Here is a 16,025-nt window from a genome sequence, read left to right on the forward strand (position 1 = left end):
CATCCCCCTCAAACAGCACGTACATGCAATTTTCCTGACGCTGTCCTCGGCAAACTCCCCTCATCGCTGAAATTTCAAGGCAGAGGGGCATACCATGGACCCAGCACCACAGACAGGGCCCGACGAAGTCGTCACCCTGGTCGTCAAACACCTGATCAAGGCCGGCCGCGAAGCCGACTACGAAGCCTGGCTACGCCGCACCGTGCGCATCGCCGGCGAGCGTCCCGGCCACCTCGGTGTCGACGTCGTGCGCAGCAAACAGAACGGCCTGGCGCTGTTCACCTGCGTATTGCGCTACCGCTCTACCGATGACCTGGAAACCTGGCTCAATTCCCCTGAGCGCAACACCTTGATCGCCGAAGCCACGCCGATGCTGGCCGACGGCGACAAGACCGAAATCGGTGCACTCAACGAATTCTGGTTCACGCCCCTGGCCGACAGCGCCGCCAAGCCGCCGCGCTGGAAGCAGGCGGTGGTCAGCCTGTTTGTAATTTTGCCGCAGACCTTGCTGTTGCCGTTTATCTGGGGGCCGATCCTGCGTCTGCACCCGTTCCTGTCCAACTACGTGGTCTCCACCTTCCTGGTCACCGTGACCATCGTCCTGCTGGTGGTCTACCTGCTGATGCCGGCCGCCACCCGCCTGTTCGCTCCCTGGCTTGAAGCCTCTGTAAAGGAAACCCTATGAACGCCGATCTGATTCTGTTCAATGGCCAGTTCCACACCGTGGACCGGGAAAACCCGCGGGCAACTGCCGTCGCCATCCGCGAGGGGCGCTTCGTTGCCGTCGGCACCGATGGCGAGGCCATGGCCCTGCGTGGCAGCGGCACCCAGGTCATCGACCTCAAGGGCCGTACCGTGATCCCTGGCCTCAATGACTCGCACCTGCACCTGATCCGTGGCGGGCTGAACTACAACCTCGAGCTGCGCTGGGAAGGCGTGCCGTCCCTGGCCGATGCCCTGCGCATGCTCAAGGAGCAGGCCGACCGAACCCCTACGCCGCAATGGGTGCGGGTGGTCGGTGGCTGGAACGAATTCCAGTTCGCCGAAAAACGCATGCCGACCCTGGAAGAACTCAACCAGGCCGCACCGGATACCCCGGTGTTCGTGCTGCACCTGTATGACCGTGCCTTGCTCAACCGCGCCGCCCTGCGCGTGGCCGGCTACACCAAGGACACGCCGAACCCGCCGGGCGGCGAGATCGTGCGCGACAGCCACGGCAACCCCACCGGCATGCTGGTGGCGCGGCCGAATGCGATGATCCTCTACTCGACCCTGGCCAAAGGCCCGAAACTGCCGCTGGAATACCAGGTCAACTCCACCCGCCAGTTCATGCGTGAACTCAATCGTCTCGGCCTGACCAGCGCCATCGATGCCGGCGGTGGTTTCCAGAACTACCCCGATGACTACGCGGTGATCGAGCAACTGGCCAAGGATGAGCAACTGACGGTACGCATCGCCTACAACCTGTTCACCCAGAAGCCCAAGGAAGAACTCAGCGACTTCAAGAACTGGACCGGCAGCGTCACCCTGCACCAGGGCGATGACTACCTGCGCCACAACGGTGCCGGTGAAATGCTGGTGTTCTCGGCGGCGGACTTTGAAGACTTCCTCGAACCCCGTCCCGACCTGCCGCTGACCATGGAGCAGGAGCTGGAACCGGTGGTGCGCCATCTGGTGGAGCAGCGCTGGCCGTTCCGCCTGCATGCCACCTATGACGAGTCCATCTCGCGCATGCTTGATGTGTTCGAGAAGGTCAACCGCGACATCCCGTTCAATGGCTTGCCGTGGTTCTTCGACCATGCCGAAACCATCACCCCGAAGAATATCGAGCGGGTCCGCGCCCTCGGTGGTGGTATCGCGATCCAGGACCGCATGGCGTTCCAGGGCGAATATTTTGTCGAGCGCTACGGCGCCAAGGCCGCCGAAGCCACGCCACCGATCAAGCGCATGCTGGCCGAAGGCGTGCCGGTAGGGGCGGGCACCGATGCCACGCGGGTCTCGAGCTACAACCCGTGGACTTCGCTGTACTGGATGGTCAGCGGCCGCACCGTCGGTGGCCTGGAGCTGCACGCCGAAGGCCTGCCGCGCCTGACCGCGCTGGAACTGTTCACCCATGGCAGCGCCTGGTTCTCGTCCGAGCAGGGCAAGAAAGGCCAGATCAAGGTCGGCCAATTGGCGGACGTGGCGGCGCTGTCGGCGGACTTTTTCAGCGTCGATGAAGAAGCCATCAAGTGGATCGAATCGGTGCTTACCGTGGTTGGCGGCAAGGTGGTCTACGGCGCCGGCGACTTCGAAGACTTTGCACCGCCGCGGGTGCCCGTGCTGCCGGACTGGTCGCCGGTGGTCAAGGTGCCGGGGCACTGGCGTCCGAGTTCGCCTGTGCAGGCTCAAGTTCACCAATGCAGCGGCCCGTGCGGCGTGCATTCCCACAGCCACGAAAAGGCGCGCCTTTCCAGCGTGCCGGTCAGCGACTTCCAGGGTTTCTGGGGGGCGTTTGGCTGCTCGTGCTTTGCGTTCTGATACCTAAACCCACAAAGGAGTTAACCCATGACTTACAAGCGCTTGAACAAAGATGACGCCGTGGTGCTGTTGGTGGATCACCAGACCGGCCTGATCTCCCTGGTGCAGGATTTCTCCCCCAACGAATTCAAGAACAACGTATTGGCCCTGGCCGATGTGGCGAAGTTCTTCAACCTGCCAACCATCCTGACCACCAGTTTTGAAGGCGGTCCCAACGGCCCACTGGTGCCGGAACTCAAGGCACTGTTCCCGGACGCGCCGTACATTGCCCGTCCTGGCCAGATCAACGCCTGGGACAACGAGGATTTCGTCAAGGCGGTCAAGGCTACCGGTCGTAAGCAGATCATCATTGCCGGTGTGGTGACGGACGTGTGCGTGGCGTTCCCGACCCTGTGCGCCCTCGACGAAGGCTTCGAGGTGTTCGTGGTCACCGACGCCTCCGGTACCTTCAACGAAACCGTGCAACAAGCCGCCTGGGCGCGTATGACCGCCGCCGGTGCGCAACTGGTGAACTGGTTCGCCGTGGCCTGCGAGCTGCAAGTGGACTGGCGCAACGACATGGAAGGCCTGGCCAACCTGCTGTCGCCGCGCATCCCCAACTACCGCAACCTGATGAACAGCTACTCGGCGTTTACGGCCAAGTAAGTTGTTCTCAGCCTCTAGGTGATCAATGTGGGAGGGGGCAAGCCCTAATGCCTAGTCAGTTAAGCGTACATCGCCTCCTGTAGGAGCGAGCTTGCTCGCGAAAAACGTCAACGATAACGCGTGCTTCCTGAATGAACGCGGCGCCTTTGAGTTTTTCGCGAGCAAGCTCGCTCCTACAAAAAGCCTTAACTGACTGGCATTAGGGCAAGCCCCCTTCCACATTTGATTTGTGGTGTTGCGACCATCCAGTTATAAAACAGCCCATCGTCTACCGAGAAGCGACAATGAACCCCTTCGAAGACATGCGCCTGTTCTGCCAGGTCATGGAATCCGGCAGCTTCACCGCCGCCGCCGAACAATTGGGCCTGTCCAAGCAATTCGTCAGCCGCCGCCTGATCCAGCTGGAAGATCGCCTCGGCGTGCGCCTGCTCAACCGCTCCACACGCCGCCTGGATGTCACGCCCCTGGGCCAGAGTTACTACGAGTCCGCCTTGCGCCTGCTCGGCGAAGTCGAGCAAGTGGAGCAGGGCATCGCCGGCCAGAACAGTGAACCGCGCGGCACCATTCGCCTGAGTGCGCCGTTGTCGTTCGCCATGGCGCACCTGGGTTGCCTGTTGCCGGTGTTCTTGCAGCGCCATCCCCAGGTCTCGGTGGAAGTTGACCTCAGCGACCGCCCGGTGGACCTCATCGGTGAGGGCTACGACCTGGTGCTGCGCATCGGCACCCTGGAAGATTCCACCCTCATCGCTCGCCGTATCGCCAGCATCGAGCGCGTGTATTGCGCCAGCCCCGAGTACCTGGCACTGCGCGGTACGCCGCTTAAACCCGAAGACCTCGCCGAACACGACTGCCTGCCCTACGGCCATGGCCGCCAGGTGCAATGGCGCTTCAAAGGCAAGCTGCAAGCACTGAATGTCACCGGCCGTATGCGCGTGAATAACGGCGAGTTGCTGCGCGATACCGCCGTCGCCGGCCTGGGCGTCACCTACCTGCCGACCTTCATCGTCGGCGACGCCTTGAAGGACGGCCGGCTGGTCACGCTCCTCGATGATTTTGCCCCCGAAGCCCTGACCCTGTCGGCGGTGTATCCCCAGCATCGGCAAAGCTCACGGCCGGTGCAGGCGCTGGTGGAGTTTCTGCGCGAACGCCTGGCTAGCGGCTGTTGAACAGCTGGCGGATCAGGTTCGGGGTGCTGCCGGTCCAGCGCTTGAATGAGCGCCGGAAATTCGCCGCATCGTTGAAGTTCAGGTACGCCGCCACTTCATCATTGCTGTAGCCCTTGACCTGGTACAGGTGCAACGCCACCTGCTTGCGCACTCGGTCCACCTGCTGTTGAAAACCGGTGTCGTGCTTGTGCAACTTGCGCTTGAGGGTCGCCGGGCTCATGGCGAAGGCCTGGGCCGCCTGTTCGAGGCTGGGCGGCTGGCGCACCTGGTCGCGCAGGTACTCGTAGAGGCAGTCGAGAAAGCTGCCGGCAAAGCCCAGCTGCTCGATCTGCTCGCGGGCTTGCCGACGTGCAACCTGGCCGGCCGTGGTCGAGGCGCCCGGCCAGGTGCGGGTGAGGTATTCGCGCGGGATCGTCATCATGTCCAGCGGGCGCTCGAAGCGCGTGTCTTCGCCCAGATGCACCCAGTACTGCTCGATATAACGCGGTTCGGCATGGCTGAAACTGCACGCCCACGGCAGGCGTTCGCCGCTGAGCCATTGGCTCATGGCAACCAGCGAGGTCATGCTGGCTTCCAGCAGGAAGCGCCAGTGTTCGCCGGCGCCGCAACTGTCCAGCCAGTACAGGTAGGCGTGGTGCTCATCCAGCTCCAGTTGCAGGGTGGCCAACGGGCTGAGCAGCACCTGTTGCTGGATCAGGATTTCCAGGGCCTGGTGCAGGTTCTGCGCATGCCCAAGGGCGTGGCTGGCGGCGCCGTAATAGCCCGGTAGCAGGCGCTGGCCAAACAGGAAGCTGCTGTCGTCGGCGTCCAGTAACTTGCGGCTGTTGCCGATCAAGCCGAAAAACTGCTGCGGGCTCAGGTGCGCGGTGCCGGCCAGGATGTCCTCGTGAAACAGCCCGGTGCCGCGCAGCAGGCGATGGCTGTCGATGTCGCGGGACAAGGCCAGGTCGATCAGCGTGGCGGGTTGGTAATGCCCTGGGATAAAGCGGCTGTCGGCTTCATACCAGCTGGTTTTCACGGCCATCTCAGGCACTTTTCGCAAGGGGTTGCTTGGCCCTGGCCAATGCCAGGTTCAGGCGCTTGAGCAAGTCCTGGGGCGGTTCTTCAAGGGCCATGACCACGGCGGTGGTCGCCGCCAGTTGCAGGCGTTCGCCCTGTTGCCGGGTCTTGTGGGCCAGGCCGCGCACCGCTTGCTGCAACTCCAGCGCCAGCTCCTTGGCCTGGCGCTCGCCGGTATTGGGCAGCAGCACCACAAAACGGTCGCCGGCCAGGCGGCACAGCAGGTCCTGGCGGCGCAGGTTGAGCAGCAGCAAATGGCTGAGGGCCTGCAACACCGCGTCGCCCTCGGCATGCCCGTAGGCCTGGTTGATCGCGGCGAAGTTGTCCAGGTCCAGGGCCAGCAGCGACAGCGGTTGTTGCTGCTCGCGGCTGTCCTGCAGGCTGTCGGCCAGTTGGCGCTTGAGGTAGTCGGCGCCGGCCAGCGGTGTGAGTTTGTCGAACAGCCGATGCTCACGGAACAGCCGCTCGCGTTTTTCCATCTGAGCGCTGATCGCCAGTTGTTCGCGGTGCCAGTGGTAGATGCCGATGGTCAGCAGGATCATGCCCACCGGCATCGGCCCGGACTCGAGCCAATGGTCCCAGGTGATGCTGTCGGGCAGGCGGATAAATTCGTCGAGGCTGTCGATCCACCAGGAGAAAAAGATGCACGACAGGCCCAGCGCCAGGTAATTGGTGACGCGCCCGGCGGGGCGGCTTTTGAGCACCAGGCCCAGCCATACCAGAGCGAGCAGGGCGGAACCGCCTTCGCCGAAGATATCCAGCCACACCCATTCGCTGACGCTTTTCAACTCGCCGCAGGCCAGGTGCAGGATCAGCCCGAGGTTGGCCGCGATCAGCAGCAACGAGAGTTTCCAGCGGTGGGGCTTGAGCACGGAAAACATGGCCGCAGGTCCTTGGGCAAATGAGTGGTGGGCGCCAGCACAGCAGATGGATGTGACCGTTGGATGACGGTGGAGGAGGGTCGAATCAGCTCAGCTCAAACACACGGGCGATCAAAAAATGTGGGAGGAGCTTGCTGTGGTGAGCGGGCTTGATGTGGTGAGCAGGCTTGCTGTGGTGAGCGGGCTTGCTGTGGTGAGCGGGCTTGCCCCGCGCCGGTCTGCGAAGCAGGCCCCCCGTATCCTCAGTGAACCCGTCGGGGGGATAAGCCTCCTCACCACAGCAAGCCCCCTCCCACAGGGGATCTACACAGGTCATATCAGCTCATTTGCACCTGCAGGACTGCTCTAAACCCGGGTTTACAGGCCTTCGCGCCGACCCCTGTCACAGAACCGTCATCCCCCACCCCTAGCGTGCCCTCCCAGTTGCCGGGCCCCTTGCCTGGCGCCAATGGATTCTTGGGGAGGATTGCATGTACAAGCGCACCGGGCTCGTCAGCTTTACGCTTACCGCCTTGGCCCTGGCGATGGCCAGTGAACGGTTGAGCGCCGCCGAAGCGAGCGCCACCGAGCACGTCGAGGTGGTCGGCCAGGCCGCCGCCATCGACCAGGCGCTCAAGGAGCAACGCAGCGCCGACAGCATCAAGAGCGTGGTGCATGCCGACGGCGTGGCCCAGTTGCCGGATCAGAACGTCGCCGAAGCGGCGCAGCGCCTGCCGGGCATCAGTGTGGAGCGCGACCAGGGCGAAGGGCGTTTTGTCAGCGTGCGCGGCCTGGGCCCGGACCTCAACAGCGTCACCATCAACGGCACCCTGGTGCCCGCCCCGGAAAGCGCGCGCCGCGCCGTGGCCCTCGATGTACTGCCTTCGGAACTGGTGCAATCGCTGTCGGTGATCAAGACCCTCACCCCGGACATGGACGCCAATTCCCTCGGCGGCACCGTCGATGTGCAAAGCCTCTCGGCCTTCGACCATAAAGGTTTGTTCTACACCGGCAGCAGCGAAGCCAGCTACGACAAGAACACCCACCAGACCAGCCCGAAATTCTCCGGCGCCGCCAGTAACCGTTTCAGCCTCGGCGACGGCATCGACAACTTCGGCGTCGCCGCAGCGCTGAGTTGGCAGAAACGCGACTTCGGTTCGGACAACGTCGAAACCGGCGGCGCCTGGGACTTCACCGACGGCGCCCGGCTCAACGAGTTCGAACAGCGCGACTACGACATCAGCCGCGAGCGTGCCGGCGGTGGCCTGAACTTCGACTACAAGCCCGACGACCTCAGCAGCTACTACCTGCGCACCCTCTACAGCCGCTACACCGACACCGAAACCCGCAACTCCACCAGCATCGAGTTTGCCGACCCCCAGGCCCCGGGCCAACTGGGTGATGCCGAGGGCAAGCGCAAGCTGAAAAACCGTGAGGAAACCCAGGAAATCCAATCCTATGTATTCGGCGGCGAACGCATGCTCGGCCTGTGGACCTTAAGCGGCCAGGCCGGCTACAGCCAGTCCAGCGAAGACAGCCCGGCGCATATCGCCGGCGCCACCTTCGACGGCGGCGACTTTGCAGGCAGCGGTTTCTACGACAAGGACAAACCCCGCCCGATCATCGGCAGCGGCTTCTACGACGCCAGCAACTTCAGCCTCGACAAGGTCGACTGGGAAAAACAGAACACCACGGACACCGAGAAAAACCTGCGCCTGGACCTGGCTCGCGACTATGACCTGAGCGGCTATGCGTCCCAGGTCAAGTTCGGCGGCAAGGTCAGCCGCCGCAACAAGGACAACGACCTGGAGGCCTGGGTCTACGAAGACTTCGACACCCTCGGCTTCAGTGCCGACCAACTCAACCTCAGCCGCTTCCAGAAGGGCAGCGTCGACTATCGCCTGGGCAACTACGGCCCCGGCATCAGCCCCGGTGCCATCAAGCAGCTGATTGGCAGCCTCAACCCGGCGGACTTCTATGACGAGACCGAATCGCGGGTCAACGACTTCACCATCCGCGAGGACATCAACGCCGGCTACCTGATGAACACCCTCGACGTTGACGACTGGCGCTTTATCGCCGGGCTGCGCTACGAAGGCACCGAGTTCGAAGCCAAGGGCACGGGTGCCACCGATGGCGTGTTCACGCCCACCGAGACCAAGCGCCGCTATCACCATTGGCTGCCGGGCCTGCATGCGCGCTACAAGATCGACAAGAACACCCAGGTGCGCGCGGCCTGGACCAAGTCGGTGGTGCGCCCGACGTTCGGCCAGCTGGCGCCGGGTTTTGTGATCGACGATGACGAAGCCACCTTCGGCAACCCGGACCTCAAGCCCCTGGAATCGAGCAACCTTGACCTGGGTATCGAGCACTTCATGGGCCGTGCCGGCACCGTGTCGGCGTTCGTGTTCTACAAGGACATCAAGAATTTCGTCTACAACACCGACCTCGCCGGCACCGGCGCCTGGACCAACTTCGCCGAGGCTCACACCTATGCCAACGGCGACAGCGCCAAGCTCTACGGCCTGGAACTGGCCTACTCACAGAAGTTCGACTGGCTGCCCGCACCGTGGAACGGTTTGCTGATCGGCGCCAACAGCACCTTCAGCCGCTCCAGCGCCGATATCGAAGGCTTCGACGCCGCCAGCGGCACGAATCGCAAGCGCAACATCAGCCTGCCCAACCAGTCGGACACCGTCGGCAACCTGATGCTCGGCTGGGAGGACGACAAGCTCAGCCTGCGCCTGTCGGCCAACTACAAGTCGGCCTACCTGTATGAACTGGCCTCGATCAACGACAAGGCCCACGACCTGCACGTCGACGCCCAGACCTTCGTCGACTTCAGCGCGCGCTACTCGCTGACCAAGAACCTGCAAGTCAGCTTCGAAGCCCAGAACCTCACCGATGAGTCGTACTTCGTCTACACCGGCCACCGCAGCTACAACGGCCAATACGAAGAGTACGGCCCGACCTACAAGGTGGGACTGACCTTCACTCATTTCTAACTCACACCTCGATTCCAATGTGGGAGGGGGCTTGCTCTCGATGAGGGGGGCCAGTTGTGCATCCTTCACTGATTGACCGCTATCGGGAGCAAGCCCCCTCCCACATTGGAACTCCATTGTTTTCGAAGGATTTGTTTGTACATGAGAATTTCCAAGCTGTACTTGCTGATATCGGTGTTGACCTGCACTCATGCACTGGCTGCCGATCTGACCCTGACGCCTTGGGCGCCATCCTTGAAGGCTGAAGCCGTGGCCTTCCTGCCCAACACCACCGAGCGCCTGGCCACCAGCACCCGCGACGGCCTGCAACTGCTCGACAGCCAGGGCGCCGAGCTGGCGCGATTCAAGGGTAACTTCAGCAGCCTCGACACCCGCGCCGCAGGTGCCCAGGTGCTGGTCGCCAGCCTCGACAACGAGCGCCAACAGGCGCTGCTGATCAGCCTGGACAGCGCCAGCAAAAGCTGGGGCAAACCGCTGTACCTGCCGACCCGCGACTACCCGGTAAATGGCTTGTGCCTGTACCGCGACGCCGCGGCCAATCTGTTTGTGTTCCTGGTGGGCGAAGAGGGCAAGGGCGAGCAATGGCTGGTGGGCAACGGCGCGACGCTGCTCACCGCCCCCCAGCGTGTACGGGGTCTGCCGCTGCCGCCGTCGGCGCAGTTCTGCCAGGTGGACGATGCCACCCAGCAGTTGCTGGTGAATGAAGAGAATGTCGGCTGGTGGGCCTACCCGGCGCACCCGGAAGCCGAGGTGAAACGCACGCCGGTGGCGCTGTTCGACACTCCCAAACGCGAAGCCGGGGCCATGGCGCTGGTACCCGGTGGTGTGGTTGCCCTGGACCCGAAGACCGCCCGGTTACACCTGTTCCAGCACACCGGCGAGCGCTGGGTGGAGCAACCGAGCCTGGGCCTGCCGGGCCTGAAAGAGCCGGAGCAATTGGCGCTCAATGGCCGCCAGCTGCTGGTGCGCGATGATGACAGCGGCACGCTCTACCAGGCCAGGCTCGACTGGCAGGCCACGCCCGTCGCAGCGGCGCCGGTGCTGCCGGAAGTCGCGGCCTTGCGCCAGAGCGACCCGGTCGGCCGCCAGGGCGATGCGGCGGATGACCCGGCGATCTGGATTCACCCGCAAACCCCGGCCAACAGCCGTGTGCTCGGCACCAACAAGAAACAGGGCCTGCTCGCCTACGACCTCGACGGCAAGCTGTTGCAGGAACTGGCGGTGGGCCGCCTGAATAACGTCGACGTACGCTCCAACTTCAAGCTTGGCGCGCAAACGGTGGACCTGGCGGTGGCGAGCAATCGCGATCACAACAGCCTGAGCCTGTTCAGCATCGACCGCCAGAGCGGCGAGCTGCGAGAGGCCGGTGAAGTGCCCACGCCGCTCAAGGAAATCTATGGCATTTGCCTGTTCCAGCCCGCCAGCGGCGAGATCTACGCGATTGCCAACGGCAAGGACGGCACCTTCCTGCAATACCGCCTCAGTGCGCCGGACGGCCGTGTGCATGGCGAGCTGGTGCGTCAGTTCAAGGTCGACAGCCAACCCGAAGGCTGTGTGGCCGACGACCAGCGCCAGCGCCTGTTTATCGGTGAGGAAGACGTCGGCGTGTGGGCGGTGGATGCGCGCGCCGATCAACCGGCGACGTTGACCAGCGTGATCAAGGTCGGCCCGCAATTGCATGCGGATGTCGAGGGCCTGGCGCTGTACCAAAGCGATAAACATGACTACCTGGTGATCTCCAGCCAAGGCAATGACAGCTACCTGGTGGTGGATGCCGAACCGCCGTTTGCCGTGCACGGCGGCTTTCGCGTCGGCTTGAACGCCGCCGCCGGTATCGACGGTGCGTCGGAAACCGATGGCCTGGAAGTCACCGCCATCAACCTCGGCGGGCCATGGAGCCAAGGCATGCTGGTGGTGCAGGACGGGCGCAAGCGCATGCCCGAGCAAACCCAGAACTTCAAGTTCGTGCCCTGGGCCGAGGTCACCCGTGCATTGAAATTGCCGTGAACCGTCATCAACCGGTCATTACTTTTTAATCGAATGGGAGATTCACCATGCACGCGACGATGGAACATATGACGATCTGGGGTTTGATCAGCGACGCCAGCCTGTTGGTCAAGGCTGTCATGCTCACCTTGCTGTTGGCGTCCTTGCTCAGCTGGTACCTGATTATCCAGCGCGGCAGTGTGCTGCGCCGCCTGGAGCGGCAGTTGAATACGTTTGTGCAGCGCTTTCGCGCCGCGCCGGATCTGCAGGCACTGTGCCGTGAGGTCCAGCTGGCGGGCGAGGGCGGCATTGCGCCGATCTTTATCGCCGGGGTCCAGGAATACCAGCACTTGCATAGCCATGACCCGGCGGTGCTCGAAGGCGTGGAGCGGGCCTTGCAGGTGGCGATCACCGAGCAGGAAATCGAGCTGGAAAAGGGCCTGCAATTTCTGGCGACCGTGGGTTCGGTCAGCCCGTACATCGGCCTGTTCGGCACGGTGTGGGGCATCATGAATTCGTTTATCGGCTTGTCCCAGGTGCAACAGGCGACGTTGTCCACCGTAGCGCCGGGCATTGCCGAAGCCTTGATCGCCACGGCCATCGGCCTGTTCGCGGCGATCCCGGCGGTAATCGCCTACAACCGCTTCGCGGCGCGCGGCCAGACCCTGCTCACCCGTTACTACGCGTTTGGCAATGAGCTGCAGGTACGCCTGCACCGCACCCTGCGCGGTACGTCGATCAACCTGGCCGTCGCCGCCTGAAAGGAGCAACTCCCATGTTAGTCAGGCCGCAACGCAAGCACGGGCCCAAGGCCGAGATGAACGTGGTGCCGTATATCGACGTGATGCTGGTGCTGCTGGTGATCTTCATGGTCACCGCGCCGATGCTGACCCAGGGCGTGAAGATCGACCTGCCCAAGGTCGCCGCCGAGGCGTTGGCCACCGACACCCGCCAGCAGATCCTCACGCTGTCGGTAAAGGCCGACGGTGGCTACTACTGGAACCTCGGCGGCGAACTCGATACCCAGCACCAGACCGACAGCGCCGTGAGCCTGGATGAAATGGGCGCCAAGGTCATGCAGGTGGTGGCGGCGCGCAGCGACACCCAAGTCTATATCCGCGCCGACGACAACGCCGGTTACGGCCGTGTGGTCGCGGCCATGGCGGTGTTGCAGAAGGGTGGTGTCAGCAACCTGGGGCTGGTGACCGAGGCCCCGCAATGACGGCGATGATCATGCACAGTCCCACCCTGACGATGGCGCCCCGGGATGCTTCGGGGTTTTGGAGAAACAGCCTCGCCGCCAGCCTGGCGGTGGCGCTGCACGTCGGCGTGCTGGCCGCGTTGATGCTGGGCTGGTCGACGCAAAAGCCCGTGGTGGATGCCCCTCGGGTGATGCACACGCAGTTGGTCATGCTGCCACCGGCGCCAGCGCCCGAGCCTGAACCGGTGGTGGCTGCCCCCGCACCGCCGGAACCGGTGGTGATACCGGTGCCGGTAAAGCCCGTGGTCGATCCACAGGTCCAGGCGCAAAAACTCGAGAAAGCCGCCTTGGCGCGCAAACGCGTCGAAGACAAGAAGATCGAGCAGCAGCAGGAACGCCTGGCCACCGAACAACGCAACCGCGAGCTGGAACAACAACGCCTCGATCAGCAACGCCTGGCCGCTGAAAAAGCCCGGGCAGCCACCCCCGCGCCAGCCCCTGCACCGGCCTTCGACAGCCGCCAATACCAACCCCTGAGCAAGGAGGCACCGGACTATCCCGAGCGCGCCCTGGACAAGAACATCGAGGGCGACTGCACCTTGGAGTACAGCGTCAACACCCAAGGCCGCGTGGAAAATCCCAAGGTGCTGGACGGCTGCCACCCGTTGTTTATCCGGCCTTCACTGGCGGCGGCGAACACTTTCCGCTACCAGCCGAGGATCGTTGATGGCAAGGCCGTGGCCGTACCGGCGGTGCGCAATACCTTCCATTACCGCATCAAGTAACGCACTCAGAGGTCATAGCGCACCGACAGCAACAGCGTGCGCGGATCGTTGACCGAGTAATAACGGGCGCCGCTGGACGGCACATAGCCCACCGATTGCGGGTAAGCGCGGTCCAGCAGGTTTTTCACCGCCAGGGTGGTGGTCCAGTGGCCGTCGCCGCTGATGTAGCGAGTGTTGGCGTTCCAGAAGGTTTGCTGCGGCACTTCCTGGATGTCGTCGTTCAGCGCGTTGGCGTAGGACTTGGTCTGGAACTGCGCATCCGTGCCCGCCAGCCAGGTGCCCGGCAGGCCTGCGGGAATGGTGTAGTTCAGGCCGACACTGGCGTTCCAGCGCGGCGAGAACACCAGTTGTTTGCCATTGGCATCGACCCCGGCACCGCTGGCGTTCTGGAAGTCGTCGTACTGGCTCTCCAGGTAGCCGAGGTTGGCGCTCAGTTGCAGGTCGCGGCTCAGGGCGGTGAGGGTTTCCAGCTCGACGCCGTAGGTGTGGGCCTGGCCGACGTTGGTGCGCAGGCTCACCCCCAGCGCCGGGTCGTAGGCGTTGGTCTGCAGGTCTTTGTAGTCGTTGTAGAACAGCGCGACGTTGGCCCGCAGGCGCTGGTCGAAGAAGTCGCCCTTGAAGCCGGTTTCCCAGGTGGTCACGTCTTCCGGCGAAAACGCCTGCTCGGCGGCGGCGCGGGTCGGCGCACGGTTGTCGTATCCGCCGGCCTTGAAGCCCTTGGCGACGTAGGCGTACTGGTTGAGGTGCGGCGTCCAGGCATATTCGAAGCCGATTTTCGGGCTGGTGGACTGCCAGGATTTGCTCGACTCGGCCGCGAAGTTGGTGCCGGTAATCTGCCTGTCGGTATTGATCGCGTAATTGGTGAACTCGAAGTTCTTGTGTTCGCGGGTAAAGCGCAGGCCGGCGATCAGCGACAGCTGCGGGGTGATCTTGTAGGTGCCCTGGCCATACAGCGCGTAGCTTTCGGTGTTGGTGGTGCTGTACTGACCCTGGCCGATCACCCGGTTGCGTGCGATGGAGTAGGTGAGGTTGTCGCGGTCGGCATCGAAGCGTTCGCGGTACAGGTACAGGCCGGTGCTGAAGCTGAAGTCGTCATAGTCGCCGTTGAGCTGGAATTCCTGGGTGGCGTAGTTTTGCTTGTAGAGGATCAGGTTGTTCTGGATCAGCGCGGCCTGGCCAGAGTTGTCGTAGTCCACCGGCTGGTTGAAGGACGACCATGCAGTGACCGATTTGACATTCAAGTGATCGTTGATCGCATAGATCGCGCGCAACACCGAACTGCCCTGGTCAAGGCGGTTTTTCGGGTCGAGGCTGCTGTAGCTCTTGAACTTGTCGAAACGGCCATTGGCGTCGAACGGCGAGTAGCTGGTGGTGTCGCCACGGTCAAAAGTGCCGGCCAGGGTCAACTGCACATCCCAAGGTGAATCCTCCGGCTTGTAGCGCAGCTTGCCGCGGTAGGACTGGATATCGACGTTGTTCACATCCTTGCCCCGGGTCGGGTTGGACACCGTGCCGTCGCGGCTCAGGCGGATCGCCGAAAAGCTGCCGAACAACGCGTTGTCCACCAGCGGGCCGCTGATCAGGAAACGGCCGTTCTGCGCATTGTAGTTGCCGGCACCGAGCTCGACGAAACCACGGGTTTCCTGGTTGGGGTCGCGGGTGATCACACGGATCGCCCCCGCGCTGCTGTTGCGCCCGTACAGGGTGCCCTGGGGGCCGCGCAGCACTTCGACGCGCTCGACGTCATTGAAGTCGAGCATCGAGGAAATCGCCCGTGGGATGTACAAGTCGTCGGCGTACACCGCCACGGCGGCTTCCTGGATCGGGTCGGTTTCACCGATGCCGCGAATGCCATAGGTCTGGGCGCTGTAGGAGATCGACTGGCGGCTGAGAGTCAGGTTCGGCACCTGGCCCGACAGGTCGCGCACGCTGCGGATCTGCTTGTCGTCGAGGCTCTTCTCGTCGAAGGCGGAAATCGCCAGCGGGGTTTTCTGCAAGTCTTCACTGCGGTGCTCGGCCGTGACATTGACCACCGGCAGCGCGGCGTCATCGGCGTGGGCGTACGCGCCGAACAGGGCGAGGGAGACAGCAAGGGTGAGGCGATTGGGCGCGGCGATGTGGCTCATGGTAGGACCCTGAGAAAGTGGTGGTTCAGGCAAGGCCTCCACCTGGTCAGGGGTCGGTGCTGGACATAACAATATGGATAGGAAAGGCGTCCGTAAAAGTCCGTTTTGTTATATGTTAATTATTAAAAATATGCAGTTAATATTTGTTTATGATGCGTATATCTGATGATGTTTTTCGCCTGGTCGTATAACCAAATGTGGGAGGGGCGGTGCGACGATTCGACTTGCTCCCGATGGCGGCCTTCGGGCCGACCATGTCGTTGGATTTGACCGAGTACATATCCGTTGCTGCGGTAACGGCTGCTTAGGGTTCCGCTCTTACAGCGGGTCACTTTTGGAAGAGCGCCAAAAGTAACCAAAAACGCTTCGCCCCAACACTCGGCACCTCGCTTAGGCTCGGTGTGCCCTCACTCCGGCTTTGGAGCGTGGGCCGCCGCAATGGGCCATCCATGGCCCAGTGCGGCTAACCCGGCGTCCTGCCGGGTTACCCACGCTCCAAAGCCTGCGTTCGGCCAGCGTGTTTGACGGGGCGATTTGAGATCAAGAGCCAAAGCGCGGCGGCCTTAGAGCCGACCGGAGTTGGGTCTGGTGTACTGGGTTAAAAATGTGGGAGGGGGCTTGCCCCCGATGAGCATGGGTATCTACACAACTTCCAGTGAATACGGAATCTAT

At 62.9% G+C, this 16,025-nt stretch carries 12 protein-coding genes; 9 read left to right on the forward strand and 3 right to left on the reverse strand.

All coding sequences use genetic code 11. From position 1 onward, the window contains the following. Positions 1-94 precede the first annotated feature (94 nt). From BFP99_RS21640 to BFP99_RS21655, 4 genes are all read left to right on the forward strand, one after another. Positions 95-685, forward strand: a complete 591-nt coding sequence (locus BFP99_RS21640; RefSeq protein WP_065927199.1) for an antibiotic biosynthesis monooxygenase — start codon at positions 95-97, stop codon at positions 683-685. Beyond that, the gene (locus BFP99_RS21645; RefSeq protein WP_027607150.1) at positions 682-2,520 is read left to right on the forward strand and encodes an amidohydrolase; all 1,839 of its coding nucleotides are present in this window, start codon (positions 682-684) and stop codon (positions 2,518-2,520) included. The genes BFP99_RS21640 and BFP99_RS21645 overlap by 4 nt, the downstream gene beginning before the upstream one ends. A gap of 27 nt (positions 2,521-2,547) precedes the next feature. Then, positions 2,548-3,165 carry an isochorismate family cysteine hydrolase YcaC gene (gene ycaC, locus BFP99_RS21650; protein ID WP_027607149.1) on the forward strand — a complete coding sequence of 206 codons (618 nt, stop codon included), beginning with the start codon at positions 2,548-2,550 and terminating at the stop codon, positions 3,163-3,165. 284 nt (positions 3,166-3,449) lie between these two features. Beyond that, positions 3,450-4,331 (forward strand): LysR family transcriptional regulator, encoded by an 882-nt coding sequence (locus BFP99_RS21655; RefSeq protein ID WP_065927198.1) that lies wholly within the window; start codon positions 3,450-3,452, stop codon positions 4,329-4,331. On the opposite strand, the gene BFP99_RS21660 is transcribed toward BFP99_RS21655, so the two are convergent. Together BFP99_RS21660 and BFP99_RS21665 are read right to left on the reverse strand one after the other, a co-directional pair. Further along, positions 4,318-5,355, reverse strand: a complete 1,038-nt coding sequence (locus BFP99_RS21660) for an AraC family transcriptional regulator (RefSeq protein ID WP_065948155.1) — start codon at positions 5,353-5,355, stop codon at positions 4,318-4,320. The genes BFP99_RS21655 and BFP99_RS21660 overlap by 14 nt on opposite strands. 1 nt (position 5,356) lies before the next feature. Then, a complete protein-coding gene (locus BFP99_RS21665) occupies positions 5,357-6,271 on the reverse strand; it encodes a GGDEF domain-containing protein (RefSeq protein WP_024074876.1) in 915 nt (304 codons plus the stop codon). Positions 6,272-6,741: 470 nt separating this feature from the next. Here BFP99_RS21665 and BFP99_RS21675 point away from each other — a divergent pair, with 470 nt between their 5' ends. The 5 genes from BFP99_RS21675 (at position 6,742) to BFP99_RS21695 (ending at position 13,227) form a co-directional block, all read left to right on the forward strand. Further along, the gene (locus BFP99_RS21675) at positions 6,742-9,255 is read left to right on the forward strand and encodes a TonB-dependent receptor (protein WP_065948157.1); all 2,514 of its coding nucleotides are present in this window, start codon (positions 6,742-6,744) and stop codon (positions 9,253-9,255) included. A gap of 141 nt (positions 9,256-9,396) precedes the next feature. After that, positions 9,397-11,262 (forward strand): phytase, encoded by a 1,866-nt coding sequence (locus tag BFP99_RS21680; RefSeq protein WP_065948158.1) that lies wholly within the window; start codon positions 9,397-9,399, stop codon positions 11,260-11,262. A 47-nt stretch (positions 11,263-11,309) separates the two neighbouring features. Then, positions 11,310-12,002 (forward strand): protein TolQ, encoded by a 693-nt coding sequence (gene tolQ / locus BFP99_RS21685; protein WP_065948159.1) that lies wholly within the window; start codon positions 11,310-11,312, stop codon positions 12,000-12,002. Positions 12,003-12,016: 14 nt separating this feature from the next. Continuing rightward, entirely contained in the window at positions 12,017-12,463 is a 447-nt protein-coding gene (gene tolR / locus BFP99_RS21690) for a protein TolR (RefSeq protein WP_027607142.1), read from the forward strand. Further along, a complete protein-coding gene (locus tag BFP99_RS21695) occupies positions 12,460-13,227 on the forward strand; it encodes an energy transducer TonB (RefSeq protein WP_065927193.1) in 768 nt (255 codons plus the stop codon). Before tolR ends, BFP99_RS21695 begins: the two co-directional genes overlap by 4 nt. A 5-nt stretch (positions 13,228-13,232) precedes the next feature. Here BFP99_RS21695 and BFP99_RS21700 read toward each other — a convergent pair whose 3' ends face one another. Next, positions 13,233-15,353 (reverse strand): TonB-dependent receptor, encoded by a 2,121-nt coding sequence (locus BFP99_RS21700; RefSeq protein ID WP_053130326.1) that lies wholly within the window; start codon positions 15,351-15,353, stop codon positions 13,233-13,235. Positions 15,354-16,025 lie beyond the last annotated feature (672 nt).

Origin of the sequence: Pseudomonas sp. 1 R 17 (assembly GCF_900067035.1) — a bacterium.
Classification (GTDB): Bacteria; Pseudomonadota; Gammaproteobacteria; order Pseudomonadales; family Pseudomonadaceae; genus Aquipseudomonas; species Aquipseudomonas marginalis.